This is a genomic window from Citrobacter sp. KTE30 (assembly GCF_000398825.1).
Lineage (GTDB): Bacteria > Pseudomonadota > Gammaproteobacteria > Enterobacterales > Enterobacteriaceae > Citrobacter > Citrobacter freundii.
In genome coordinates, this window is sequence record NZ_KB976055.1 from 2,957,158 (window position 1) to 2,983,216 (window position 26,059).

The 26,059-nt window shown below is 52.0% G+C and carries 20 protein-coding genes; 12 read left to right on the forward strand and 8 right to left on the reverse strand.

The genetic code is table 11. From position 1 onward, the window contains the following. Positions 1 to 21: 21 nt before the first annotated feature. From fruA to fruB, 3 genes are read right to left on the reverse strand one after another with little or no spacing between them, the layout of a single operon-like run. Positions 22 to 1,710, reverse strand: a complete 1,689-nt coding sequence (fruA, locus tag WC1_RS08880) for a PTS fructose transporter subunit IIBC (protein ID WP_003840084.1) — start codon at positions 1,708 to 1,710, stop codon at positions 22 to 24. A gap of 16 nt (positions 1,711 to 1,726) precedes the next feature. Then, complete coding sequence (gene fruK, locus WC1_RS08875; protein WP_003027446.1) at positions 1,727 to 2,665, reverse strand: 1-phosphofructokinase; 939 nt, start codon at positions 2,663 to 2,665, stop codon at positions 1,727 to 1,729. After that, positions 2,665 to 3,795, reverse strand: a complete 1,131-nt coding sequence (gene fruB, locus WC1_RS08870; RefSeq protein WP_003845166.1) for a fused PTS fructose transporter subunit IIA/HPr protein — start codon at positions 3,793 to 3,795, stop codon at positions 2,665 to 2,667. Before fruB ends, fruK begins: the two co-directional genes overlap by 1 nt. 368 nt (positions 3,796 to 4,163) lie before the next feature. Between fruB and setB the strand changes: the two genes are divergently transcribed. Continuing rightward, positions 4,164 to 5,345: a sugar efflux transporter SetB gene (gene setB, locus WC1_RS08865; protein ID WP_016150664.1), complete on the forward strand. Its 1,182-nt coding sequence runs from the start codon at positions 4,164 to 4,166 to the stop codon at positions 5,343 to 5,345. Here setB and WC1_RS08860 read toward each other — a convergent pair. Then, entirely contained in the window at positions 5,342 to 5,596 is a 255-nt protein-coding gene (locus WC1_RS08860) for a YkgJ family cysteine cluster protein (RefSeq protein WP_003840078.1), read from the reverse strand. The genes setB and WC1_RS08860 overlap by 4 nt on opposite strands. A 157-nt stretch (positions 5,597 to 5,753) precedes the next feature. Between WC1_RS08860 and yeiP the strand changes: the two genes are divergently transcribed. Next, entirely contained in the window at positions 5,754 to 6,326 is a 573-nt protein-coding gene (gene yeiP / locus WC1_RS08855) for an elongation factor P-like protein YeiP (protein WP_003027452.1), read from the forward strand. Between the two features lie 732 nt (positions 6,327 to 7,058). Here yeiP and torD read toward each other — a convergent pair. From torD to torC, 3 genes are read right to left on the reverse strand one after another with little or no spacing between them, the layout of a single operon-like run. Further along, entirely contained in the window at positions 7,059 to 7,691 is a 633-nt protein-coding gene (torD, locus tag WC1_RS08850; protein ID WP_003840076.1) for a molecular chaperone TorD, read from the reverse strand. Then, on the reverse strand, positions 7,681 to 10,179 hold the full coding sequence (gene torA, locus WC1_RS08845) for a trimethylamine-N-oxide reductase TorA (protein ID WP_016150665.1): 2,499 nt from the start codon (positions 10,177 to 10,179) through the stop codon (positions 7,681 to 7,683). Before torA ends, torD begins: the two co-directional genes overlap by 11 nt. A gap of 9 nt (positions 10,180 to 10,188) precedes the next feature. Continuing rightward, positions 10,189 to 11,322, reverse strand: coding sequence for a pentaheme c-type cytochrome TorC (gene torC / locus WC1_RS08840; RefSeq protein WP_016150666.1), 1,134 nt, complete (start codon positions 11,320 to 11,322; stop codon positions 10,189 to 10,191). A 164-nt stretch (positions 11,323 to 11,486) separates the two neighbouring features. On the opposite strand from torC, the gene WC1_RS08835 reads away from it, so the two are divergent. After that, on the forward strand, positions 11,487 to 12,959 hold the full coding sequence (locus WC1_RS08835; RefSeq protein ID WP_003845160.1) for a MocR-like pyridoxine biosynthesis transcription factor PdxR: 1,473 nt from the start codon (positions 11,487 to 11,489) through the stop codon (positions 12,957 to 12,959). A 45-nt stretch (positions 12,960 to 13,004) separates the two neighbouring features. On the opposite strand, the gene uxuA is transcribed toward WC1_RS08835, so the two are convergent. Continuing rightward, positions 13,005 to 14,195, reverse strand: a complete 1,191-nt coding sequence (uxuA, locus tag WC1_RS08830) for a mannonate dehydratase (protein ID WP_016150667.1) — start codon at positions 14,193 to 14,195, stop codon at positions 13,005 to 13,007. 202 nt (positions 14,196 to 14,397) lie between these two features. On the opposite strand from uxuA, the gene WC1_RS08825 reads away from it, so the two are divergent. The 9 genes from WC1_RS08825 to yejF all read left to right on the forward strand — a co-directional run bounded on the left by WC1_RS08825 (position 14,398) and on the right by yejF (position 26,057). Next, positions 14,398 to 15,864 (forward strand): mannitol dehydrogenase family protein, encoded by a 1,467-nt coding sequence (locus tag WC1_RS08825; protein WP_016150668.1) that lies wholly within the window; start codon positions 14,398 to 14,400, stop codon positions 15,862 to 15,864. Between the two features lie 119 nt (positions 15,865 to 15,983). Next, complete coding sequence (locus WC1_RS08820; protein WP_016150669.1) at positions 15,984 to 16,970, forward strand: CobW family GTP-binding protein; 987 nt, start codon at positions 15,984 to 15,986, stop codon at positions 16,968 to 16,970. 34 nt (positions 16,971 to 17,004) lie between these two features. Continuing rightward, the gene (locus WC1_RS08815) at positions 17,005 to 17,718 is read left to right on the forward strand and encodes a phosphatase PAP2 family protein (protein ID WP_016150670.1); all 714 of its coding nucleotides are present in this window, start codon (positions 17,005 to 17,007) and stop codon (positions 17,716 to 17,718) included. Between the two features lie 413 nt (positions 17,719 to 18,131). After that, the gene (gene mepS / locus WC1_RS08810; RefSeq protein WP_003027474.1) at positions 18,132 to 18,701 is read left to right on the forward strand and encodes a bifunctional murein DD-endopeptidase/murein LD-carboxypeptidase; all 570 of its coding nucleotides are present in this window, start codon (positions 18,132 to 18,134) and stop codon (positions 18,699 to 18,701) included. A 171-nt stretch (positions 18,702 to 18,872) separates the two neighbouring features. Further along, a complete protein-coding gene (locus WC1_RS08805; RefSeq protein WP_016150671.1) occupies positions 18,873 to 20,432 on the forward strand; it encodes a cyclic di-GMP phosphodiesterase in 1,560 nt (519 codons plus the stop codon). Between the two features lie 99 nt (positions 20,433 to 20,531). Then, entirely contained in the window at positions 20,532 to 22,346 is a 1,815-nt protein-coding gene (locus WC1_RS08800; RefSeq protein ID WP_016150672.1) for an extracellular solute-binding protein, read from the forward strand. Then, a complete protein-coding gene (locus tag WC1_RS08795; protein ID WP_003834575.1) occupies positions 22,347 to 23,441 on the forward strand; it encodes a microcin C ABC transporter permease YejB in 1,095 nt (364 codons plus the stop codon). It abuts the gene before it with no gap. Further along, the gene (locus tag WC1_RS08790; protein WP_003840055.1) at positions 23,441 to 24,466 is read left to right on the forward strand and encodes an ABC transporter permease; all 1,026 of its coding nucleotides are present in this window, start codon (positions 23,441 to 23,443) and stop codon (positions 24,464 to 24,466) included. The genes WC1_RS08795 and WC1_RS08790 overlap by 1 nt, the downstream gene beginning before the upstream one ends. A 1-nt stretch (position 24,467) precedes the next feature. Continuing rightward, positions 24,468 to 26,057, forward strand: coding sequence for a microcin C ABC transporter ATP-binding protein YejF (gene yejF, locus WC1_RS08785; protein WP_016150673.1), 1,590 nt, complete (start codon positions 24,468 to 24,470; stop codon positions 26,055 to 26,057). Positions 26,058 to 26,059: the final 2 nt, after the last annotated feature.

Below are 26,059 nucleotides of genomic sequence, written 5' to 3' on the forward strand. Positions count from 1 at the left end.
GCCCCTGATGTCAGCATTAAATCATGCCGCTTTTGCCACAACCTCATCTTCCGGGCGCTTCAGCACCGCGTAGGAGAGACCGGCTACCAGCGTACCGGCAATAATGGCCAGCAGGTAGCCCAGTACCGGCGTAATTGCGCCTGGAATTAAAAGGACGAAAAGCCCGCCGTGTGGCGCCATCAGTTTCGCACCCACTGCCATCGAGATAGCACCGGTAATCGCACCACCAACGATACAGCAAGGCAGAACGCGCATCGGGTCACGTGCAGCGAATGGAATAGCCCCTTCGGTGATAAAACACAGGCCCAGTACCAGCGCTGCTTTGCCGCCTTCCTGCTGCGCTTTGTCGAACTTACGGCGCGCAACCAGCGTTGCCAAACCCAGAGCCAGCGGGGGAACCATACCTGCCGCCATGATGGCCGCCATCGGCGCATAAGTTTGCGTACTCAGCAGACCCACACCGAAAGCATACGCCGCCTTGTTAACCGGACCACCCATATCGGTACACATCATGCCGCCAAGAATCGCTCCAAGCAGCACCGCATTCGCCGTACCCATGGTTTGCAGCCAGTGGGTCAGACCTTCCAGAATGCCAGCCACCGGTTTGCCGATCAGGTAAATCATGGCCAGACCAACCACCAGGCTTGAGAACAGCGGAATGATCAGGATCGGTTTCAGCGCTTCCATACTCTGCGGGAGTTTCAACTTCGTGCTGATAAGCTTCGCCACATAACCGGCAAGGAAACCAGCAATAATCCCGCCAATAAAGCCGGAACCGGTGCTCACCGCCAGCATACCGCCGATAAGACCCGGCGTCAGACCAGGACGGTCAGCGATGGAAAACGCGATATAACCTGCCAAAACCGGCACCATCAGCGCAAAAGCTGAACCACCGCCAATCTGCATCAGCGCCGCCGCCAGCGTACCCTGCTCTTTAAACGCTTCGATACCAAAAGCGAACGAGAGTGCAATACACAGACCGCCAGCAACCACCATCGGCAGCATGTAAGAGACGCCCGTCAGCAGGTGACGATATGCCCCCGCGCTCTCTTTCTTACTTTCGGTTGCTGAAGTCTGCGCTTTACCGGTTGGCTGGTACGGTGTTGCTTCTTCCAGCGCTTTGTCCAGCTCCTGCTTGGTTTTCTTCAACGCAAGACCCGTAGAGGTGCGGTACATCGGTTTGCCGGCAAACTTCGCCAGATCAACTTCAATATCAGCTGCCACAATCACCAGATCCGCCTGAGCCACTTCTTCCGGCGTAATGGCATTGCCTGCGCCAACAGAACCTCGAGTTTCAACCTTCACCCACCAGCCACGTTTTTTCGCTTCTGTTTCAATCGCTTCAGCAGCCATAAACGTATGAGCAACACCGGTCGGACACGCCGTCACTGCCACCACGCGTTTTGGACCACTGCTGGCCACAGGTGCTGTTGCAACCGGGGCACTGTAAGGTTTTGCATGGCCCTTCGCTTCGCTGAGGAACAGTTCAGGGTGCGCAACCGCACGACCAATGTCGCCCAGCCAGACTTTTTTGCCGTTCAGCGAACTGTCGGCAGGAAGCGTATCGCCCAGAACAATTGCCAGTTCGGCATCATTCGGATTATCAATAATTTCCAGATGTGCTTTCTGTGCCGCCGCTCCAAGCAGGGTTTTCGCCATGTAAGCGCGAGCCTGGCCGAGATTAGCGTCAATAATCAGCAGCGTTTTCATTATGCCTCTCCTGCTGTCAGTTAAACGGTTTTAAGTCGACACGCGCCATCATTGCGGCCAACTGAGGACGATCGGTAATGCCTACATTGCTTTGGCTTACTGCCAGGGCGGCAACAGCCGTCGCAAGACGCAGGGTATGTTCACTGGACTCACGCATCAGCAGGCCGTAAATCAGACCGCCAACCATTGAATCACCCGCGCCGACGGTGCTGACCACCTCAACTGACGGCGGTTTAGCAATCCACTCACCTGAAGCGTTAACCCACAGCGCACCTTCCGCGCCGAGTGAAATCACCACGTGAGCAATACCCTGCTCGCGCAGCGCATGCGCCGCATCAATCACATCTTTCATTTCCGGCAGTTTGCGGCCTGCCCAGATTTCCAGCTCACGACGGTTTGGTTTCACCAGCCACGGTGCCGCTTTCAGACCCGCCACCAACGCTTCACGACTACTATCAAAGATAATGCAAGGACACTGACTGCGCAGGCGCGTCATCCAGTCGGTGAAGGCTTCCGGGCTCACGCCGGTCGGCAAACTGCCGCTGACGCACACCATGTCGAACTGGCCCAGCCAGCTCAGCGAGTCATTCACAAAGCGTTCCCAGTCAGCCGGGGTGACTTCAAAGCCGGAGAAATTAAAGTCAGAAACTTCACCGTCTTTTTCGGTCAGTTTGACGTTGATACGGGTACGCCCTTGGACAACCTGAAAACGGTTGGCAATACCCAGTTCGCTGAACAACTGCTGAAAACCATCCTGGTTGTCTTTACCCAGGAAGCCGCCCACAGTGACATCGATACCTAAATCCTTCAAAACCTTAGCGACGTTAATTCCTTTCCCTGCCGCGTGCAGACCGGTGGTTTTAACCAGGTTCACTTCACCGCGTTCAATTTCCGGGCAAAAGCCCACCAGGTCGTAAGCCGGGTTAAGGGTGATAGTCGCAACACGTCTGCTCATTACGCGCCCTCCCCCAGACCTGCCGCGATGGCTTCTCCAATCGCCTTCAGCGCCTGTTCAGCATCTTCGCCCTGGGCGGTAAAGCGCAGGTGATGTCCTTTTTTCACACCTAATGCCACAACTTTCATCAGACTGCGTCCATTCGCCGGTTTGCCGGTTCCATCAAGATTTGTCACGGTAATTTCACTGTTAAATTGTTTAATCGTATTCACCAGCATGGTGCCCGGGCGGGCATGTAACCCATGCTCATTGCGCACAATAAATTCGGCGCTCAGTACATCATCAGTTAAGGCGTCATCGCTGGTCAGCAGCGCCAGCACCGTTGCCGCATCGGCTTTCAACAAACGGTCAGCTTTATTATTCAGCAGCAGATCGCCAAGGCGCTTCAGCACGGCAACCGGTTGATCGTCATTCATGGCGACGGTCACCAGCAGGGCTGCCGCTTCACCTTGTACATCGAACGTTGTTGCTGCACGGCTGACCGCAACAGCGCTACGCACGTTGCCTTCAGCACAGTCATTCAGCCAGATCCCCTGACCGAGATTCATCGGCTGCTCATTGATTGCTCTGGTCACAAAGGTGGCGTCAACTGCACCGACTTCTTTCAGTCGTGCCGCGTTGAGTGCCTGCAGCGTCACCAGCGAGTTGGCCACGACATCCAGCGACAGCGTTTCGTTATCAAGCTTCAGCTGTTCGCTTTGCTTTTCGCCCATCAGCAGCGCACGCAGTTCTTCCGCCGTGGTCGCAGATTTCAGCTGTTCAGCGACGGAGTCATCGCTCAGCACGTGTGTCAGCTGACGCAGTAAACCGAGGTGTTCATCAGAGCTTGCGGCGATGCCGATTGCCACATAAGCAACCTGCCCTTCGCCCCAGGTCACGCCCTGCGGAAACTGAAAAACCTGCACACCGGTTTTCAGCACCTGATCGCGCGTGTCCGTCGTACCGTGAGGAATCGCAATACCGTTGCCGAGGAACGTGGACGTCTGTTGTTCGCGCGCCAGCATGCCATCGACGTAGCCTTCCGCGACGTTACCCGCCTGCACTAAGGCAGCGGCAACCTGGCGAATAGCCTCTTCTTTATTCCCGGCCTGTTCGCCCGGGTGAATATCCTGAACAGATAACTGGAACATGGTTCTCCTCTCCCGCTGATTTGAAACGATTCAGCTAACATGAGAAAAAAGGCGTCACCTGACTCCATCAGTTATGGCGAGATGACGCTGAAACGTTTCAAGAAGTCTTGCTCTTTTTTCTTCAGCACACAAGTAAAGTTGACAAATTACTTGCTGAATTTAGAGATAACGCACATTTTCTCTGCGAAGGAGAAAAAACTGCTGACGGAAAAACGGCGTCAGCTTGTCAGATTCAGCAACGTCAGCAAACAGCATTCTTTGACTGAAATGCTATTTTGATTTTTGATGCCGATTTTGATTTGGCTCCCTGTTTATTTTCTGACAAGCGGCGTAAACTCCGCGTCTCTTCACATCATTGATATCAAAACATGCATAACACCCCCGTAGCCGCCACACCCAAGGCGTTTGATTTAACGTCTTCGGCGTTCCTGCTTGTCGCATTTCTGACGGGTATCGCCGGTGCGTTGCAGACGCCAACGCTTAGCCTTTTTCTGACGGATGAAGTCCATGCCCGTCCCGGCATGGTCGGGTTCTTTTTTACCGGCAGCGCCGTGATCGGCATTTTGGTGAGTCAGTTTCTGGCCGGGCGCTCGGATAAAAAAGGCGATCGCAAAAACCTGATTGTGTTTTGCTGCGTGCTGGGGATGCTGGCCTGCGTGCTGTTCGCCTGGAACCGTAACTATTTTATTCTGCTGTTTATCGGGGTATTCCTCAGCAGCTTTGGATCGACTGCCAACCCGCAAATGTTTGCTCTCGCCCGTGAACACGCCGATCGCACAGGTCGGGAAGCCGTCATGTTCAGCTCAATATTACGTGCGCAGGTTTCGCTGGCCTGGGTAATTGGCCCACCGCTGGCCTACGCGCTGGCCATGGGGTTCAGCTTTACGGTGATGTATCTCAGCGCAGCGGTGGCGTTTGTTGTCTGCGGCGTAATGGTCTGGTTATTTTTACCCTCGATGAGTAAAAACGTGCCGCTCGCAACAGGCGCAGTTGAAGCCCCGCGCCGCAATCGACGCGACACGCTGCTGCTGTTTGTTATCTGCACATTAATGTGGGGCACTAATAGTCTCTATATCATTAATATGCCGCTGTTTATCATCAACGAACTGCATCTGCCGGAAAAACTGGCTGGCATCATGATGGGTACCGCTGCCGGACTGGAAATCCCGACCATGTTGATTGCTGGCTATTTTGCAAAGCGTCTGGGCAAACGTCTGTTGATGAGAATTGCCGTCGTCGCCGGATTCTTCTTTTATGCCGGTATGCTGCTGGCTCACTCTCCGGCGATATTACTTGGCTTACAGCTGCTGAATGCGATTTACATCGGCATCCTCGGCGGAATTGGCATGCTCTATTTCCAGGATCTGATGCCAGGACAGGCAGGCTCAGCAACGACCCTGTATACGAATACCATTCGCGTGGGCTGGATTATTGCCGGATCGCTGGCGGGGATTGCCGCTGAAATCTGGAACTATCACGCGGTGTTCTGGTTTGCGCTGGTGATGATCGTCGCCACCGTCGTGTGCCTTGCGCGCATCAAGGACGTTTAAGGCGCGGTCAGCGCTTCAAGCTCGATGAGATAAACCATGGCATGGTGCGTCGTCTGTCCGCACATTTCCGCACTGGGCTGTAAACCGCCACACACTTTTGGTCGTAGCGGCGAAGCAAAAATTTTGCAACGCAGGGATTCATCCAGCTGAACGCATGGCGTATTAGCAGGTTTGCCATCAGGCATGCCAGGGATGGGACTGGAGATTGAAGGCGCGGTGCAGCATGCACCACAATCCGGACGGCATTCCATACAGTACTCTCTTTATCGTAAACCATCGGATTGTGCGGAAAGCGCACAGTACCACCTTTTTGGCACCAGCAAAAGCATCAATTCCGCTTGCCTGAATGCCCCGGCGCGAGTAGTTTTACGCGATATTTTAGACACTCCTCACTACAGGATCTTTTCGATGCCAAGAGCGAACGAAATTAAAAAAGGTATGGTACTGAACTACAACGGCAAACTGCTGATTGTAAAAGATATCGATATTCAATCACCGTCCGCACGTGGTGCAGCTACGCTGTACAAAATGCGTTTTTCTGATGTGCGTACCGGTCTGAAAGTTGAAGAGCGCTTCAAAGGCGACGATATCGTGGATACCGTCACCCTGAGCCGCCGCGGGGTTGATTTCTCCTACGTCGATGGCAACGAATATATCTTTATGGATAAAGAAGACTATACCCCGTATACCTTCACCAAAGACCAGATTGAAGAAGAGCTGCTGTTCATGCCGGAAGGCGGTATGCCGGATATGCAGGTACTGACCTGGGACGGCCAACTGCTGGCGCTTGAACTGCCGCAGACCGTAGACCTGGAAATCGTTGAAACCTCACCGGGTATTAAAGGTGCTTCAGCGAGTGCGCGCAACAAGCCAGCAACCCTGAGCACCGGTCTGGTGATCCAGGTTCCTGAGTATTTGAGTGCGGGTGAAAAAATCCGTATTCATATCGAAGAGCGTCGCTATATGGGCCGCGCAGATTAATTTTCTACCGCTCGCTGACGATAAGGGACAGCTCGTCTTTTAAGCATATATGGTGAACATGTGATTCCGGCTCAGGGTTACGTTCACCTCATGCTCATCATTTCTCTGAAGCGCAGATACCCGTGAACGTGCAAGGGAGGCTCACCGCCGCCTCCCTTGCAACCCAGGCTCCCGGCGGGAAAATCGTCGCTACGCGAGTTATTCGTCTTATGTCGTCTGCCTGTCGGGTCGGTGCCGAGCCTGCATCCCTGCAGGCCGTCCCCTCTGCCCGCATCCCTGCGGGCAGCCCCGGTCAGCCGTCAACGCCTCATCGATTTTCAGCCGGACCGTGGTCACCGCTGCACAGCTCTGACTTCCAGTTAAATTTGTTTTGCTGTTCAGATATATTCAAATAAAAATACAGGTGGTTAGGTGTGGGCTGGTCCGGCTGAAAATTGCCGACGTGTTTCCGTAAGGCCGGGAGAGCCAGCATGGATGCTGGCTCAGGGCGCGCTTTGCAAGGACGCTTCCTCGCGCCCGGCCCGATAGCCTGGAGGAATAAGCGGAGGGTATTGCGTAGCAACAATTTTCCCGCCGGGAGCCGGGATTGTAAAGGGCGTGGCGGAGAACGCCCTTTACACGTTCACAGGAATCCGGATTTCAGAGAAACGATGAACATGAGGTGAACGGAACTCTTTCTCCGAGATAGCCTGTTCTTTACCTCCGCCAGCGCAGGCTGTCCCTTTGTCATTTTCAGCGCTGACTGCTGAAATAAAAATCATCCATCAGCAGCGACTCCAGATACTGTTCATCCTCTTGCATAAAACGCACTATCAGATTAACCGCCTGAGGATAAAACCCCTCGTTATCCCGCACCAGACAAGCGTCGCGAAATAACGGTGCCCAGCACAGAATATGATGATGCAAAAAGTAATACTGCGCGGAGAATTTCTCCTCTTTAGCAACCATCCTCGCCATTAATGCCAACTGTACGGCAATATGATCGGAGGGTTCATTCTCCCGAGCCGCCAGCCCTTGCTCAACCAGCAGCACATTCATTTGCAGACGTTCTTCTGCCGCCGTCGTGTGTGGATAGTGCCCCGCATAGGGAGAAACACTAGCCGGCGGGGCCAGCAGAAACAACGAGGCAAAATCTGCGGCCAACTCAAGCTGTCGGGAGTCGCGCCGCAGAACCCGGCCCAGGCTACGCTCAAAACGTTTAACATTGGCAGATAATCCGGGGATCGCCTCGAGTGAGGCAATCCATGCCTGGCTATTGCCATTTTCCAGACTGGCGAGCTGTTTTTCATCCAGCTCACGAAATAACAGTTGCGAAAACCACTGGTACACAGCCGCCCGCTGCTGATGAATTTGATTATGCTGCACTGGTCCCCTCCTCTTTCACAATCTGCGGACCACCGAAAGCCGTCACCTGCGGGGCTTTCTGCTGATAACGCTCGACCTCCACCAGCACGGTATGTGCTGAAGGCCCCTGGGCCAGCTGTGAAGTAGCGATATCCGCACTCAGCACGTTCGGGTCGCCATAGGTGCATAATGTCCCGGCTTTCCCCCCTTCCTGCGGGGAGTACCACGCGCCTTCATGAATACGGACCACGCCAGGGGTAAAATCCGGACTGATTACCACGCCAGCCAGTACCTGACCACGAGCGTTAAAAACGCGGGCGATATCACCGGCTTTTAAGCCACGAGTGGTGGCATCCTGTTCGCTGATATAAAGCGGCTCTCTTCCGGCAACTGCATAGGTGTTGCGAAACGCCTCGCTTGAGCACAACTGGGAATGTAGACGTTTATCCGGATGGCAGGATTGCAAATGCAGCGGGTATTTATCTTTTTTGCCGCTATGGGTACGCTCAAAGGGTTCCATCCACACCGGATGCCCCGGACAATCCTCATAGGCAAAGCCCGCGATGGTTTTGCTGTAGATTTCAATAAGACCTGACGGCGTTCCCAGCGGATTCAGGTCTGGCTGCTCACGAAACTCACCGTGACGTACCCACGGCTGACCCGGCGGATATTCAATATATCCGTCACCCTGCCAGAACGTTGTAAAGTCCGGTAAGGTAACACCGAGCGACGCCCCCATCTTCACACCTTCGTCATAAAGCGCCTGTATCCACTGCATTTCATTCCGGTTTTCACGGTACACCGCTTCCTTATCAAATCGCTTACACAGCCCGGCAAAGATGTCAAAATCATGCCGCGCTTCGTATTGCGGTTTAACAATCTGATGCAGCGCCATCAGCCCTTTATTCGAATGCGTGCCAAACTGCTCAATATCGTTACGTTCAAAACGGGTAGTCACAGGCAGAACGATATCGGCAAAACGGCACGACGCGGTCCATTGGTGATCTAACACCACCACGGTTTCCAGCTTCTTCCATGCCTCAATCATACGGTTCCTGTCCTGCTGGGCGTGGAATGGATTGGCCGCACTGTAGATCGCCATTTTGATGTCAGGATACGTTAACGTCTCACCGTTGAAGGCAATCTTGTTGCCTGCCGCAAGCAGGCAGTCAACGATACGCGAAGTGGGGATATGCTCCGATGCGCCGCGAAAATCCGCTTTGTACTTCGCCTGCGGGGGATTAGTAATACTCCCCAGCCCAGAGAGCACTGGCCCGGTCGATGTTACCGTCCCACCGCCGTTATAGTGCCAGCCAAATCCGACCCCGCCGCCGGGCAAACCAATTTGACCGACCATGCTGGCCAGTACCACCAGCATCCACGGATACTGCTCACCGTGGTGCATGCGTTGTACGCACCAACCGCCCATAAACTGTGTCCGGCCTTTCACCAACAGGCGGGCGAAGTCTCGGATCTGCTCTGCTGTCAGCCCGCAGATTTCTGCCGCCCATTCGGCATTTTTCGGCTGTTTATCACTCTCGCCCAGCAGGTACGGTAAAAACTGTTCAAAGCCGACGGTGTAATCGGTAATAAACGCCGTGTCATACAGTTTTTCTTCGTACAGGGTATGCGCCAGTGCCAGCATTAACGCGACATCGGTTTGTGGCCGCAACGCCAATTGCTCGCAGCCAAGATAGTTTTGAGATTTGCTACGCACTGGATCAACGCTGATAACGCGCATCTTATTCTGCACTACCGCCTCTTTAATCTGCTGCCAGTAGCCAAACGCATCGTGATCGGGAACCAAAAACTCGATCTGCAAGTTCTTGATCGGATCGCAACCCCACAACACGATGGTATTGCTGTTTTGAATCACCAGCGGGAGTGACGTCTGCTGCTCATAAACTTCCAGTGAACCAATCACATGCGGTAAAATGACCTGGGCCGCTGCCGCAGAATAGTCGCCGACAGTTGTCACATAGCTACCATGCAGGCCAAGTCCCCGGTCCATCGCCCCGCCCGCTTTATGGTATTTGCCTACCATTTGCCAGTCAGCAAGCCCGGTAAATACGCCTGATGAACCATAGGTTTTTTGCACCCGCTCCAGCTCTTCGTAAAACAAATCCAGCGCCTGATCCCAACTGACCCGTACAAAACGGTTATCTCCGCGCTGGCTGCGATCCGACTTCTCACGTTTAAGCAGCCAGTCCAGACGCACCATCGGGTAGCGCACCCGCGACGGGTTGTAGACCACTTCACGCACCGCGTTCAGCATATCGCAGGGATATTTGTCATGTTTGAACGGACGGGTTTCGGTCCACTCACCGTTGACCACTTTGGCTTCAAAAGCGCCATAGTGCGAACCTGATTGAATCCACTGTTCGGGATTTTCCCCCGCCGCCCACACTTTTGATATCAGCGGATTAGGCGCCAGTGCGCTGGCAGCACCCACCGCCAACATACCGCTGAGAAAACGGCGGCGGGACGGATTAAAGTCATGAATATCCATACATTATCCTTACTTTTTGTTGGTGTCAGACACATCGCTGGCGTGGGTCTGGAGGTATTTCAACAACGTACGTTCCTCCACCGGATTAAGCCGGTAATAGGTCGACATGGCTTTCAATCCAGCGATCCAGCCATTAGCGGTATATCGGGTCGTAGGAGGAGTGCTATGACAGGCGCTACAGGTGGATTGCAGCATTTGATCTGAGTACTCCCAGATTGGCGCAAGTGTGCTGATAAAGTCCTGATCGGTGGTCCAGGCGGTGACGCTCACCTGCTGCCATTCCTGATGTGAATCAGGATCGACCTGGGTTTGTAGCACTTTTACGTTCGCCATCAGGGGCTCATCGAGCACGGCGGAGAAAACGCGTTTCCCCATATACTGGGTGATCACCCGTCCACGCCCTTTGCTTTCACGCCAGCCCGTAATTTCGAGCTGGACGTTACTGCCTTCTTTTTTCAGCACCTTGGCCTCGGTGGCGGGAAATAACAGCGCCTTCCCTGCCGGACTTTCTGCCGTTGCCGCCAATGATTTTTCGCTTAATGAGAACAGTGTGGACGCATCCGTTGGCGTATCTCCCTGACGCTGTAGCTGCTTAAAGCGATCGCGAAAACCGCAGCTCATATCGGGTTTGTGATGGGCTATTCCTTTGTGGCAATCGATACAGTTACTGTCTTTTGCTGCCGCCGCGGTCATTTGCGCCGCCGCATTTGCCGATTGCTTGCCATGATCCATTGCCTCATAGCTATGGCAGGATTTACACGCCGCTGAATTATTCGCGCTCATGCGCGCCCACTCCCGTTGGGCCAGCTCCGAGCGTTTGGCAGCAAACTTTTCCGGAGTGTCGATAGAAGGAGAAATAAAGGTGTGATAGAGATCGTTTAAGGCTTCAGTTTTACGAATAAGCGTTGGCACAACGCCCGGTGGAATATGACAATCCTTACACTCAGCCCGCACGCCAGACGCGTTGCGAAAATGCACGCTGGTTTTATATTCCTCTCCAGCCGTGCGCATCGAGTGACACGATAAACAAAATTCGGTGGTACTGGTGTAATGAACGCCTTGCCACGTTCCCCAAATAGCCAAGGCCATTACTAACGCCCCGACGAATGCGCACCACAATGCGTTCTTTCTTATCCACGACATGCTTGCCTCCATTTTTTAATAGCGACACGCTAAGGGATAATAAAAATCAAAAATAGAGACAGCGAAAGCAGATTATAGGAACAGCATCCACTCTATGAGGTGAGTCAAATAGTAAAGATCAGAAATTCGTAATATAGTGACCATCTGTAAATAAGGAATTTCTTATGCTAACACTGACGCTCAATAGAGAAAGCCGTACTCCGCTGCAACTGCAGATATTTCAATTTTATTTCCAGGCAATTCAGCAGGGTGATTTGCTTTGTGGAGACAAACTCCCCTCTATTCGTGAGCAGGCTCAGGTATTGCACGTTGCTAAAATAACGGTAGTGATGGCCTATGATAAGCTGATGGCGGCTGGGTTAATCAAGAGCCGACACGGCATTGGCTATGAAGTGATATTCACCACGCCTGTACGTATAACCCCAACTCATGTGCCCGTAACCCAAGGCTCCCCACCGGTAAAACCTAAAGCTGCCGGGGTCTCTACCGATGTTTACGCCGAGCCTGGACGAGAGTGCTACTGCCGGATGGGCGTCCCCGACCCCAACGCTTTTCCCTGGTCAAGCTGGCGGAAATGGAATAATGCTCCAAGCATACTTAAAGAACAATTATTTACCCGGTACCATTCACCAAATGGATTATTTTCACTACGTGAGCAACTGGTCAGATACCTTAATTTATCCCGCGGAATTAATACCCGAGCAGAGAACATCATCATTACCAACGGGATTCAGGAAGGATTATCACTGCTCAGCCAAATATTTATTATTCATCATGCTGTCAGTCAGCAAAAAAAGTGCCATATTGTGACCGAATCCCCTTGTTATTCTGGCGCATGGCATCTTTTTAATTATTACGGTGCAGACATTACGTCAATTGCCGTAGATAACCACGGGCTGCAAACAGATAATTTACCCGAGTATGAAACCCAGCTTTGTTATGTTACTCCAGCTCATCAGTATCCGATGGGAAGTGTGCTTTCGCTGGAGCGCCGTCAGTCATTATTAACGTGGGCGCAACGCGTCGGCGCTTACATCATTGAAGACGATTACGATGCCGTTTTTACCTATGGGGACAATCCCCTTCCCGCGCTGAAAGCCATGGATTATCACAACCGGGTTATCTATATGGGGACATTTTCTAAAACGCTGGGGCCAGGCGCACGGCTTGGCTATCTTATTTGCCCTGATGAACTGCTTCCGGCGGTACAGAATATGAAAGCGCTCAATAACAACGGCAGTCAGTGGTTGTTGCAGCAATTTTTAGCCGAACTGATGCAAAATCAGGTTTTTTATACGCATATCAGCAAGCTGGCCTGCAGCTATGCGACGCGCCTCACTCTGTTACGCGATGGCCTGTCCACTCTGTTTCCCGAAGGGAAAATCGCTGGCGCAACGGCAGGTCTGCACCTCTCGTTACGCATTGCCAGACATACCGAATTCATCGCCAGGTTGCAACAAAGCTGCCTGTTGGCTGGGATCCGTTTCGACACTCTGTCGGATATAGAAAATGGATCAGAAGCCGCATGGCGCAAAGAAAACAGCGATGCTGTTATGTTTTTTGGATTTGGTGGATTGCAGATACAGCAGATCAATAAAGTGCTGACAGTGCTGGAGCAGGCGCTCGCGCAGCCTTGATGAACAACAGGGATTGCACCTGTAGCGCAATCCCTGTTGTTAGACTTACAGCAGGTCGCGGAACTGCGTTTGTTTCAGCGCCAGCTCAACGCCGCGGACTTCTGCCAGTCCTTTCAGGCGACCAATCGCCGAGTAGCCCGGATTGGTTTTCTTGTGCAGATCGTCAAGCATCTGGTGTCCATGATCCGGACGCATCGGGATAGGACGCAGGTCGCCCGCCTTTTTACGCCGCTGCTCTTCGCTCAAAATGGCAGCCACCACCGATACCATATCCACATCACCCTGCAGGTGCGCACCTTCGTGGAACGTTTTCGGGTTATCTTCACGACAGGTCGAGCGCAGGTGCGTGAAGTGGATACGATCGCCAAAGGTTTCGATCATTTTCACCAGATCGTTATCAGCGCGCACGCCGTAAGAACCGGTACACATGGTGAAACCATTATTAATACTGTCGACGGTTTCTTTCAGCCACTGCATATCTTCGATAGTCGAAACGATACGCGGCAGACCGAGGATCGGGCGCGGCGGATCGTCAGGATGCACGGCCAGACGCACGCCGACTTCTTCTGCCACTGGCACAATCGCCCGCAGGAATACCGCCATATTTTCGCGCAGATCGTCTTTACTGATGCCGTCATATTCAGCAAGGCGCGCACGAAACTGATCCAGCGTATAGCCCTCTTCTGCACCAGGCAGGCCAGCAATAATATTGCGTGTCAGCTTTTCAATTTCTGCATCGCTCATGGCATTGAAGTAGTCCAGCGCCTGGCGTTGTTCTTCGTCGGTATAATCCGCTTCAGCTCCCGGGCGTTGCAGAATGTGCAGCTCGAAAGCTGCAAAGGCAATCTGGTCAAAACGCAGCGCTTTGGAACCATCCGGCAGCTGATATTCGAGGTCGGTACGCGTCCAGTCGAGGATCGGCATGAAGTTATAGCACACGGTATCGATGCCGCAGGTCGCCAGATTACGGATACTCTGCTGATAGTTGGCAATCCACGTTTGATACTGACCTGAACGCGTTTTGATATCTTCGTGGACAGGGATACTTTCCACCACCGACCAGGTCAGCCCTTTTTCAGCCAAAATGGCCTGGCGCTGTTGAATTTCATCTACCGGCCACACTTCACCGTTAGGAATATGGTGCAAGGCGGTTACAACACCCGTTGCGCCAGCCTGACGCACATCATCAAGCGATACCGGATCGTTAGGTCCGTACCAACGCCAGGTTTGTTCCATTGTTTCACCCCACAAGTTGTTATACCAAATTAAATCACCTTAATGATGACTACCATACAGGCATCCGTTAGATGATCAACACATTGCCGATGATTGGTTGATCAAGCTCACATTCCCCGGATAAATGAGGCACACCAATTCAATTTGCTGTCATATAACTTTATACTGCCATTGTTAATTAATGGTTAATCAGGTGTATTTAATGAAAACTATTGCCTCAGCGCCACTGGCGGAAAATGTCATGATGCCGCAGTACGACCGCCAGCAATTAAAAACGCGGATTGTACATTTTGGTTTCGGTGCTTTTCACCGCGCCCATCAGGCGTTACTCACCGACAGGGTGCTGAATGCGCAGGGTGGAGACTGGGGTATTTGTGAGATCAGTCTGTTCAGCGGCGATCGACTGATGAGCCAACTGCGCGAACAGGATCATTTATTTACCGTGCTGGAGAAAGGGGCCAACGGCAACCAACCGATTGTTATCGGCTCCGTCAACGAATGTCTCAACGCCAGGCTGGATTCACTGGCGGCTATTATTGAAAAATTCTGCGAGCCTCAGGTGGCTATTGTCTCGTTAACCATTACGGAAAAAGGCTACTGCATCGATCCGGCTACAGGCTCGTTAGACCTCAGTAATCCACGTATTGCTCACGATCTGCAAACACCGACTGAACCGCACTCTGTCCCAGGAATTATTGTTGAAGCGCTACACCGCCGACGTGAACGCGGGCTACAGCCGTTTACCGTCCTCTCTTGCGATAATATCCCGGACAATGGTCATGTGGTAAAAAACGCCGTACTGGGAATGGCGGAAAAACGTTCACCAGAACTGGCAACCTGGATTCAGGAGCATGTCAGCTTCCCGGGTACCATGGTGGATCGCATTGTTCCTGCCGCTACCGAAGAGTCACTGGCTGAAATCGCACGCGAGCTGGGCGTTGCCGATCCTTGCGCAATCAGCTGCGAACCGTTTATCCAGTGGGTGATTGAAGATAATTTTGTGTGTGGCCGCCCAGAATGGGAAACGGCGGGCGTCCAGATGGTCGAAAACGTCTTGCCGTGGGAACAAATGAAACTGAGGATGCTGAACGGCAGTCATTCGTTTCTCGCTTATCTCGGTTATCTGGCCGGGTTCCAGCACATCAGCGACTGTATGCAGGACAGCGCATTTCGTGAAGCCGCCTACCGTCTGATGCTCAACGAACAGGCGCCTACGCTGCAAATTACCGACGTTGATTTAGACCAGTATGCCCTAAGCCTGTTGGAGCGTTTTGCCAACCCAGCGTTGAAACATAAAACCTGGCAAATTGCGATGGACGGTAGCCAGAAATTACCCCAGCGCATGTTGGAAGGGATCCGCGTACATTTAGCCCGCCAAAGCGAATGGCCGCTGCTGGCGCTCGGTGTCGCAGGCTGGATGCGTTATGTGAGCGGCGTGGATGACTCAGGCGCCGCAATTGATATTCGTGACCCACTAAGTGAGAAAATTGCCGCTCTGGTTAAACAGAGCACAGAGTCAGAACGTGTCAGCGCCCTGCTTTCGCTGCGCGAGATTTTCGCCACCGATCTCGTCCAGAATCCGCAGTTTGTCGCGGCCATTCAGCAGGCCTGGCAACGCATTGCCCAATACGGTGCGCATCAGGCTGTCATTGATACGTTAAAAAGTTAACGATTTCTGCCATTAAACAGGACGAAGCGCGTCTTCGTCCTCTCACCCCTTCTCTTTTTCACCGTTTTTCGCCAGGATTGTTAAATGCCATTACGGTAATTTATGAATCTGGAGTAAATGTGACTAAAACCAATCTCATCACCGGTTTTCTCGGCAGTGGCAAAACCACCTCTATTCTTCATTTATTGGCAAACAAAGATCCTGCTGAGAAGTGGGCCGTGCTGGTTAATGAGTTTGGCGAAGTTGGCATTGATGGCGCGCTACTGGCTAACAGCGGTGCGCTGTTAAAAGAGATCCCCGGCGGCTGTATGTGCTGCGTTAACGGTCTGCCGATGCAGGTTGGTCTCAATACGCTGCTACGTCAGGGAAAACCTGACCGTCTGCTCATTGAACCCACCGGCCTCGGCCACCCTAAACAGATTCTGGATTTACTCACCGCACCGGTTTACGAACCGTGGATCGATCTGCGTGCGACCCTCTGTATTCTTGACCCGCGGCTGTTACTGGATGAAAAAAGCGTCGCCAATGACAATTTCCGCGACCAGCTGGCCGCCGCAGATATCATTGTTGCCAACAAAACCGACCGTGCCACGACGGAAAGCGAAGACGCCCTGCAAAGCTGGTGGCAACACTATGGAGGTAATCGCCAGTTAGTTCATGCCGACCATGGACAAATTGACGGACAGCTACTGGATTTGCCCCGACTAAACCTGGCAGAGCTTCCTGCAAGCGCGGAGCACGCCCATAGTCATGCCGACAAAAAGGGGCTAGCAGCGTTGAGTCTACCCGCACAGCAGCGCTGGCGTCGTAGCCTGAACAGCGGACAGGGCCATCAGGCCTGCGGTTGGATTTTTGACGCCGATACTGTGTTCGATACTATCGGTCTGCTGGAATGGTCGCGTCTTGCTCCTGTTGGACGAGTGAAGGGGGTAATGCGTATTAAAGAAGGACTGGTACGCATTAACCGCCAGGGAGACGACTGGCATATAGAGACGCAAAACGTCGCGCCACCAGATAGTCGTATTGAACTCATCGCCGATACCGAGACCGACTGGAATGCGCTACAGAGCGCATTGTTGAGACTTCGTTTAGGCGCTAGCGCGTAAGGTTGCCTTCGTTTTTTAGCAATGGTAAACGACGATGAAAACCCGATACCCTCTAATCCTCCTGCTTAATATTGTGGGCCTGGCACTGTTTCTGTCCTGGTATATTCCAGCCGGGCATGGGTTCTGGTCTTCACTGGATACGGGCGTTTTCCGCTTCTTTAATCATAAACTAGTGGAAAGTCCGCTGTTCTTATGGGTTGTTGCTATAACCAATAACCGGGCATTTGATGGCTGCTCATTGCTGGCAATGGGCGCATTGATGCTGCACTTTTGGCTCAAAGAGACATCGGAAGGTCGCCGACGCATTGTGGCTATCGGTTTGGTTATGCTGCTTACCGCAGTGATATTAAATCAGCTGGGCCAGGCGCTTATTCCCGTTAAACGTGCCAGCCCAACCCTGATGCTGGATAATAATTATCGCGTCAGCGAACTGCTGCATATTCCGACCAAAGATGCGTCGAAAGACAGTTTTCCTGGCGATCACGGCATGATGTTGCTTATTTTTTCCGCATTCATGCTGCGTTATTTCGGAAAAGTCGCAGGAATAATCGGCCTTATTATCGCTGTGGTTTTTGCCTTCCCACGCGTAATGATTGGCGCCCACTGGCTCACCGATATCGTGGTTGGTTCCATGACGGTGGTCTTGATTGGCCTTCCCTGGTGGCTAATGACGCCATTAAGCGACCGATTAGTCACTCTGTTCGTGAATTATCTACCCGGCAAAAACAAACAATTTTTAAACAAATAACGCAGAGTAATTAACATCATCAGGGATACTTCTGATTCCCTGATGATGCCTGGCAATATTTCATCATTCTGATTGTCATTCTCCTGTCATCTTATTCATGTTTAAAATGAGTAAGTTGCGTGTTTTTTACCCTGATTGTTCTTAATTTAGACAATGCCGTTTATTCACTTTCTGTATCAATTTTTCTTATAAGAAATCACGTAAAATCACTCGCATTGACCGGAACGATAGGGTAATCTCGAACACGTTTTGCCTCGCGGGATAATTATTCCCTTTCTGAATAAATTTGTGCGTTCTGCCACAGATTTGACCTTAAGGAATTGTCTCATCGTGCGATGGTAATTAGTCTCGTCACGTTTGGCATTTTTTATAACGATATTTATCGTTAAGGACTTCAAGGGAAAACAAACAAAATGGTCAAATCTCAACCGATTTTGAGATATATCTTGCGGGGCATACCCGCGATAGCAGTTGCGGTTCTGCTTTCTGCATGTAGCACAACGAACACCGCCAGGAATATGCATTCTGAGACGCATGCTGTGGGCAATGGAGATAACTCTTCACTGCAAGCCTCTCAGGATGAATTTGAAAATATGGTACGTAATATCGATGTTAAATCACGTATTATGGACCAATATGCTGACTGGAAAGGCGTGCGTTACCGCCTTGGCGGCAGCACCAAAAAAGGCATTGATTGTTCAAGCTTCGTACAGCGTACGTTTCGTGAGCAATTTGGTTTAGAGCTTCCTCGCTCAACCTATGAACAACAGGAAACGGGTAAATCCGTTTCGCGCACTAATCTGCGTACAGGCGATCTGGTTCTGTTCCGTGCTGGTTCTACTGGCCGACACGTCGGTATTTATATCGGCAACAACCAGTTTGTACATGCCTCGACCAGCAGTGGCGTTATCATTTCCAGCATGAACGAGCCTTACTGGAAAAAACGTTACAACGAAGCTCGCCGGGTTCTGAGCCGCAGTTAATTTCGTTTGGCAGCTATCCCTTGGCTATCCTGATGAGACATATAAAAAAGCACTGCTACGGCGGTGTTTTTTTTGCTTTGCCCTTGTGACTAAGAAAAATCTCACAACATGAGTCATTTCAGGTTATATTCATACAGGATAAGTGGTTACTTCAGGTAAACATAAGGAACTATGTTAAGGCGCTCCTCTTCTTCCGATCGGAAACTCCTGCTCACCTGCGTTATAACGGGGATAGTCGTCGCGTTACTCGTCAGCTCACTGCAGTTTTTTATGTCATGGCATCAACGAAACGCAAAGTACGACACGCTAACGTCTAACATACAAAACTATATTGAAAGTTTCTTCGCTGACCTTGAAACCACCACCAACACACTGCAACCTCTGGTAAAAGACACCTGCTCGCAAGCTTCAGCTCAACTCACTTCCAGCGCCGCGTTTAGCCTGAATGTGCGGGCCTTTTTGCTGGTAAAAGACGGTATCGCTTTCTGCTCTTCAGCAACCGGTTCAATGAATACGCCTCTTCAGCAATTGGTTCCCGTGCTGGACATGACGAAAGATATCGATATGGATCTCCAGCCCGGTACGCCAATGATGCCGAATAAACCGGCAATACTCATTTGGTATCGCAATCATTCATTACAGAACAGCGGCGTTTTTGCCACCCTGAATGTTAACCTGGCACCCTATCTTCTCTATAACGCCCGGCAAGATGATTTCAACGGTGTGGCACTCGTCGTCGGGAAGACGGCTATCACCACGTTTTCCAAACAATTAATCCCCATGTCTGAACTCCCTGCTCTCCCATCATATAATGCAGCCTTGTCTACATTCCCGTTGGAGGTGCGTTTTTACGCGGATCGGTGGACGTATAAAGATGTTGGATACGCCATCATGCTCGGATGCATGGCCGGGATCATGACCGCCCTCCTTCTCTGGTACTACATCTACAGCATCCGTTTACGCCCAGGCAAAGATATCCTCAACGCCATTAAACATAACCAGTTTTATGTGGTGTACCAGCCAGTCGTAGAGATGCAAACGCTGGAGGTGAAAGGCGTTGAGGTACTATTACGCTGGCATCACCCAACAACGGGTGAGATCCCACCGGATGCCTTTATTCATTACGCTGAATCACAGAAAATGATTGTGCCGCTAACCCAGCACCTCTTCAAGCTGATAGCCCAGGACGCGCCGACGCTGCAAAAAGTGTTACCCGCTGGCGCAAAATTGGGGATCAATATCGCGCCAACGCACTTACACGGCGAGACGTTTAAGGACGACATTCGGCACCTGCACGCTTCGCTTCCCGCAAACTATTTTCAGATAGTACTGGAAATCACTGAACGAGATATGCTCAATCAGCACGAGGCGACAAAGCTATTTGAATGGCTGCATTCAGCAGGTTTTGAGATTGCCATTGATGATTTTGGCACCGGTCATAGTGCGCTTATTTATCTGGAACGCTTTACCGTTGACTACCTGAAAATCGATCGTGGCTTTATTAACGCCATTGGGACGGAAACCCTGACCTCTCCGGTTCTGGACGCTGTGTTGACACTCTCTAAACGTCTTAATATGCTGACGGTTGCTGAAGGGGTAGAAACACCTGAGCAAGCCCGTTGGCTGCGCGAACGTGGAGTACATTTTTTCCAGGGATACTGGATTAGCCGCCCATTAAAGCTTGCTGATTTCGTGCGTTGGATGGCGCAGCCCAATAAGCCGACGTGGTGATCGCAGTATGCGATTCATATATTCTCACTCGCCGCTACATCTCCTATCTTTCAGGCATGATGCCCGTCGGGTTGTGGCAGGAAAAGGAAATCGCTTTTAATGATCCCTCGCGTATTGCTGCTGTTTATCGCCCTCATCGGGTTTAGCGCCGAGGCGCAATCCATCAAAGAAAGCTATGCTTTTGCCGTGCTGGGTGAACCGAAGTACGCGTTTAACTTTAATCACTTCGATTATGTTAATCCCGCAGCCCCTAAAGGTGGTCAAATCACCCTCTCCGCCATTGGCACATTTGACAACTTTAACCGCTATGCAATGCGCGGTAATCCAGGCGCACGTACCGAAACGCTTTACGATACGCTGTTTACAACCTCTGACGATGAGCCTGGTAGCTATTACCCGCTCATTGCCGACAGCGCACGCTATGCTGACGACTATTCCTGGGTAGAAATTGCCATTAATCCACGAGCGCGTTTTCACGATGGATCACCCATTACCGCCCGCGACGTCGCATTCACCTTCCACAAATTTATGACTGAAGGCGTGCCACAGTTTCGTCTGGTCTACAAGGGAACAACGGTAAAAGCCATCGCGCCATTAACCGTACGCATTGAATTAGCCAAACCGAGTAAAGAGGACATGCTCAGCCTGTTTTCATTACCCGTGATGCCAGAGAAGTACTGGAAAGACCATAAGCTCAGCGATCCCTTATCATCGCCACCGCTCGCCAGCGGCCCTTATCGCATTACCAAATGGAAGATGGGCCAGTATATTGTCTATTCGCGCGTCAAAGATTATTGGGCCGCTAATCTACCCGTCAATCGTGGACGCTGGAACTTCGATACCATCCGCTACGACTATTATCTGGATGATAACGTCGCCTTTGAAGCGTTTAAGGCCGGTGCGTTTGATCTGCGTCTTGAAAATGATGCCAAAAACTGGGCGACGCGTTATACCGGGAAAAATTTTGCGAATCATTACATCATCAAAGATGAACAAAAAAATGAATCCGCCCAGGATACGCGCTGGCTGGCTTTTAATATTCAGCGTCCGGTGTTCAGTGACCGACGGGTGCGGGAAGCCATCACGCTGGCCTTTGATTTTGAATGGATGAATAAAGCCCTGTTCTATAACGCCTGGAGCCGGACCAACAGCTATTTTCAGAATACCGAATATGCTGCGACAAAATACCCCGATGCAGATGAACTGGTGGTACTCGCGCCCTTGAAAAAAGATCTCCCTCCTGAGGTCTTCAGCCAAATCTATCAGCCGCCAAAATCAAAAGGCGATGGCTACGATCGTGAGAACTTGCTGAAAGCCGATACCTTACTGGAACAAGCCGGATGGGTACTCAAGGGGCAGCAGCGCGTAAACAGCGTCAGCGGTAAACCTCTGAGCTTTGAACTATTGCTCCCGGCGGGCAGCAACAGTCAGTGGGTGTTGCCGTTCCAGCACAACCTGCAACGCTTAGGCATTACCATGAACATCCGCCAGGTTGATAACTCACAAATTACCAACCGCTTACGCAGTCGCGACTATGACATGATGCCAAGGTTGTATCGCGCAATGCCGTGGCCGAGTTCAGACCTGCAAATTCTGTGGGCTTCTCAATATATTGACTCCAGCTATAACGCCCCCGGTGTGCAAAGCCCGGTTATCGATAAGCTGATCGGTCAAATCATTGCCGCGCAAGGTGATAAAGCCAAACTGATCCCACTCGGCCGGGCACTGGACAGAGTTTTAACCTGGAATTACTACATGTTGCCGATGTGGTTTATGGCCGAGGATCGTATCGCCTGGTGGGACAAATTTTCGCATCCGGCTATTCGCCCAATTTATACCATTGGCCTCGACAACTGGTGGTATGACGTCAACAAAGCGGCGAAACTGCCCGCAGCCAGACGGCAGGGAGAATAGATGGGCGCTTATCTGATTCGACGTCTGCTGCTGGTGATCCCAACGCTTTGGGCCATCATCACCATCAACTTTTTTATCGTGCAAATTGCCCCCGGCGGTCCGGTTGAACAGGCCGTCGCCGCCATTGAGTTCGGGCAAAGCGGGGCATTACCTGGCGCGGGTAGCGAAGGCGTTCGCGCCAGCCATGCGCAAACCGGCGTTGGTAACATCAGCGACAGTAATTATCGCGGCGGCCGGGGTCTGGACCCGGAAGTCATCGCGGAAATCACTCGGCGCTACGGGTTCGATAAGCCCATTCATGAGCGTTATTTCAAAATGCTTTGGGACTATATTCGTTTCGATTTCGGCGACAGCCTGTTTCGTAGCGCCTCTGTGCTGACGCTTATCAAAGACAGCCTGCCGGTTTCCGTTACGCTGGGCCTATGGAGTACGCTCATCATCTATCTGGTGTCGATACCCCTTGGGATCCGCAAAGCGGTTCACAACGGCAGCCGGTTTGATGTCTGGAGTAGCGCATTTATTATTATTGGCTATGCCATTCCGGCCTTTCTGTTTGCCATTTTGCTGATCGTCTTTTTTGCCGGGGGCAGCTACTACGACCTGTTCCCGCTGCGCGGGCTGGTTTCCGCCAATTTTGACTCCCTGCCCTGGTATCAGAAAGTGACCGACTACCTTTGGCATATTACCCTGCCGGTGCTGGCGACGGTAGTTGGTGGGTTTGCCGCGCTGACTATGCTGACCAAGAACTCATTTCTGGATGAGGTGCGCAAACAGTATGTCGTCACCGCACGCGCTAAAGGGGTCAGCGAGAAAAATATTCTGTGGAAACATGTGTTTCGCAATGCCATGTTGCTGGTGATCGCCGGCTTCCCGGCGACGTTTATCAGCATGTTTTTTACCGGTTCGCTGCTGATTGAAGTGATGTTCTCGCTTAACGGTCTGGGACTACTGGGGTATGAATCCACCGTATCACGCGACTACCCGGTAATGTTTGGCACACTCTATATCTTCACCCTGATCGGTCTGCTGCTGAATATCCTCAGCGACATCAGCTATACGCTGGTCGATCCCCGTATTGATTTTGAGGGACGCTAATGTCGCGATTAAGCCCCGTCAATCAGGCCCGCTGGGCGCGCTTTCGCCACAACCGTCGCGGCTACTGGTCGCTGTGGATTTTTCTGGTGCTGTTCGGTCTTAGTCTGTGTTCAGAGCTGATTGCCAATGATAAGCCGTTACTGGTGCGCTACGACAATAGCTGGTATTTCCCCCTGTTCAAAAACTACAGTGAAAGCGACTTCGGCGGACCGCTGGCGACCCGGGCTGATTATCAGGATCCGTGGCTACAGCAGCGCCTGGAAAACCAGGGCTGGATCCTGTGGGCACCAATACGCTTTGGGGCCACCAGCATTAACTTTGCCACCGATAAGCCCTTCCCTTCCCCGCCTTCTGCACAAAACTGGCTGGGAACAGACGCCAACGGCGGTGATGTACTGGCACGGATCCTCTACGGCACACGTATTTCGGTCTTATTTGGCTTAATGCTCACCCTGTGTTCGAGCGTGATGGGCATTATGGCTGGCGCAATACAGGGCTATTATGGCGGCAAGGTGGACCTGTGGGGGCAACGATTCATTGAAGTTTGGTCCGGTATGCCAACGCTGTTTCTCATCATTCTACTGTCGAGCGTTGTCCAGCCTAACTTCTGGTGGCTGCTGGGTATTACGGTGTTGTTTGGCTGGATGAGCCTGGTTGGCGTGGTGCGCGCGGAGTTTTTACGTACCCGAAACTTTGATTATATTCGTGCCGCTCAGGCGCTAGGCGTGAGCGATAGCAGTATTATTCTGCGCCATATGCTACCCAATGCGATGGTTGCCGCTCTGACCTTTTTACCGTTTATTTTGTGCGCCTCGATAACCACTCTAACCTCGCTGGATTTTCTTGGGTTTGGCTTACCGCTTGGCTCGCCATCGCTCGGAGAACTTCTGTTACAGGGTAAAAACAACCTGCAGGCACCGTGGCTTGGCATTACCGCGTTCATCTCCGTTGCCCTGCTCTTATCGCTTCTGATCTTTATTGGTGAAGCGGTACGCGACGCGTTCGATCCCAACAAGGCGATTTAAGATGACACAACCTCTGTTAGCTATTGACAATTTATCGGTAGGTTTTCGTCAACAAGAGACCGTGCGCATCGTGGTCAACAGTCTGTCACTGCGCGTTGATGCCGGACAAACGCTGGCACTGGTGGGTGAGTCCGGCTCAGGTAAAAGCGTGACCGCGCTATCTATTTTACGGTTATTGCCCTCCCCTCCGGTCGTCTACCTTTCCGGCGACATCCGTTTTCATGGTGAATCATTACTTCACGCCGATGAGCAAACGCTTCGCGGCGTGCGGGGGAATAAAATCGCCATGATTTTCCAGGAACCAATGGTGTCACTGAACCCGCTCCACAATCTGGAAAAACAGCTTTATGAAGTGCTGTCGCTGCATAGGGGAATGCGTCGGGAGGCCGCGCGAGCAGAAATCCTGACCTGTCTGGATCGCGTCGGCATCCGTCAGGCGGCCAAACGTCTCGCAGACTACCCGCACCAACTGTCCGGCGGGGAACGCCAGCGCGTGATGATTGCCATGGCATTGCTAACACGACCGGAGCTGTTGATTGCCGATGAACCGACTACCGCGCTGGACGTTTCCGTTCAGGCACAGATCCTGCAACTGCTGAGGGAACTACAGCGCGAGCTGAACATGGGATTACTGTTCATCACCCACAACCTCAGCATTGTGAAAAAGCTGGCCGATACCGTGGCGGTCATGCAAAACGGTCAGTGCGTTGAGCAAAATAAAGCAGCACAGTTGCTCACTGCGCCCACGCATCCCTACACGCAGAAGTTGCTAAACAGTGAACCTTCCGGCGACCCGGTACCTTTACCGGCCGGACAAGCCCCGCTGCTGGAAGTGGAAAAACTGCACGTCGCCTTCCCCATCCGCAAAGGTATCCTGAGGCGTGTGGTGGACCACAACGTCGTGGTTAACAATATCAGTTTCTCTCTGCGGCCCGGTGAAACGCTGGGGTTGGTAGGTGAGTCTGGGTCGGGGAAAAGCACTACCGGACTGGCGCTCCTGAGGTTAATCTCCTCACAGGGCAGTATTGTATTCGATGGTCAGGCACTGCATACCTTAAATCGTCGCCAGCTGTTGCCGGTCCGTCACCGTATTCAGGTGGTATTTCAGGATCCCAACTCCTCGCTTAACCCACGCCTGAGCGTGCTACAGATTATCGAGGAGGGGTTACGCGTTCATCAGCCAACCCTGTCAGCCGAACAACGCGAAGCGCAGGTGAAAGCGGTGATGACGGAAGTGGGACTGGATAGCGAAACGCGGCATCGTTACCCGGCTGAGTTTTCCGGCGGTCAGCGCCAACGTATTGCCATCGCCAGAGCATTGATTCTCAAACCTTCCTTGATTATCCTGGATGAGCCAACATCATCGCTTGACAGAACCGTACAGGCGCAAATCCTGACGTTGTTAAAGTCCTTACAGGAAAAGCATAGGCTGGCTTATATTTTTATCAGCCATGATTTGCACGTAGTACGTGCGTTATGCCATCAGGTTATTGTGCTACGTCAGGGAGAGGTTGTGGAGCAAGGGCAATGCGAGCACGTATTTAACGCGCCACAGCAAGCCTATACGCGTCAGCTGCTTGCGCTAAGCTGACG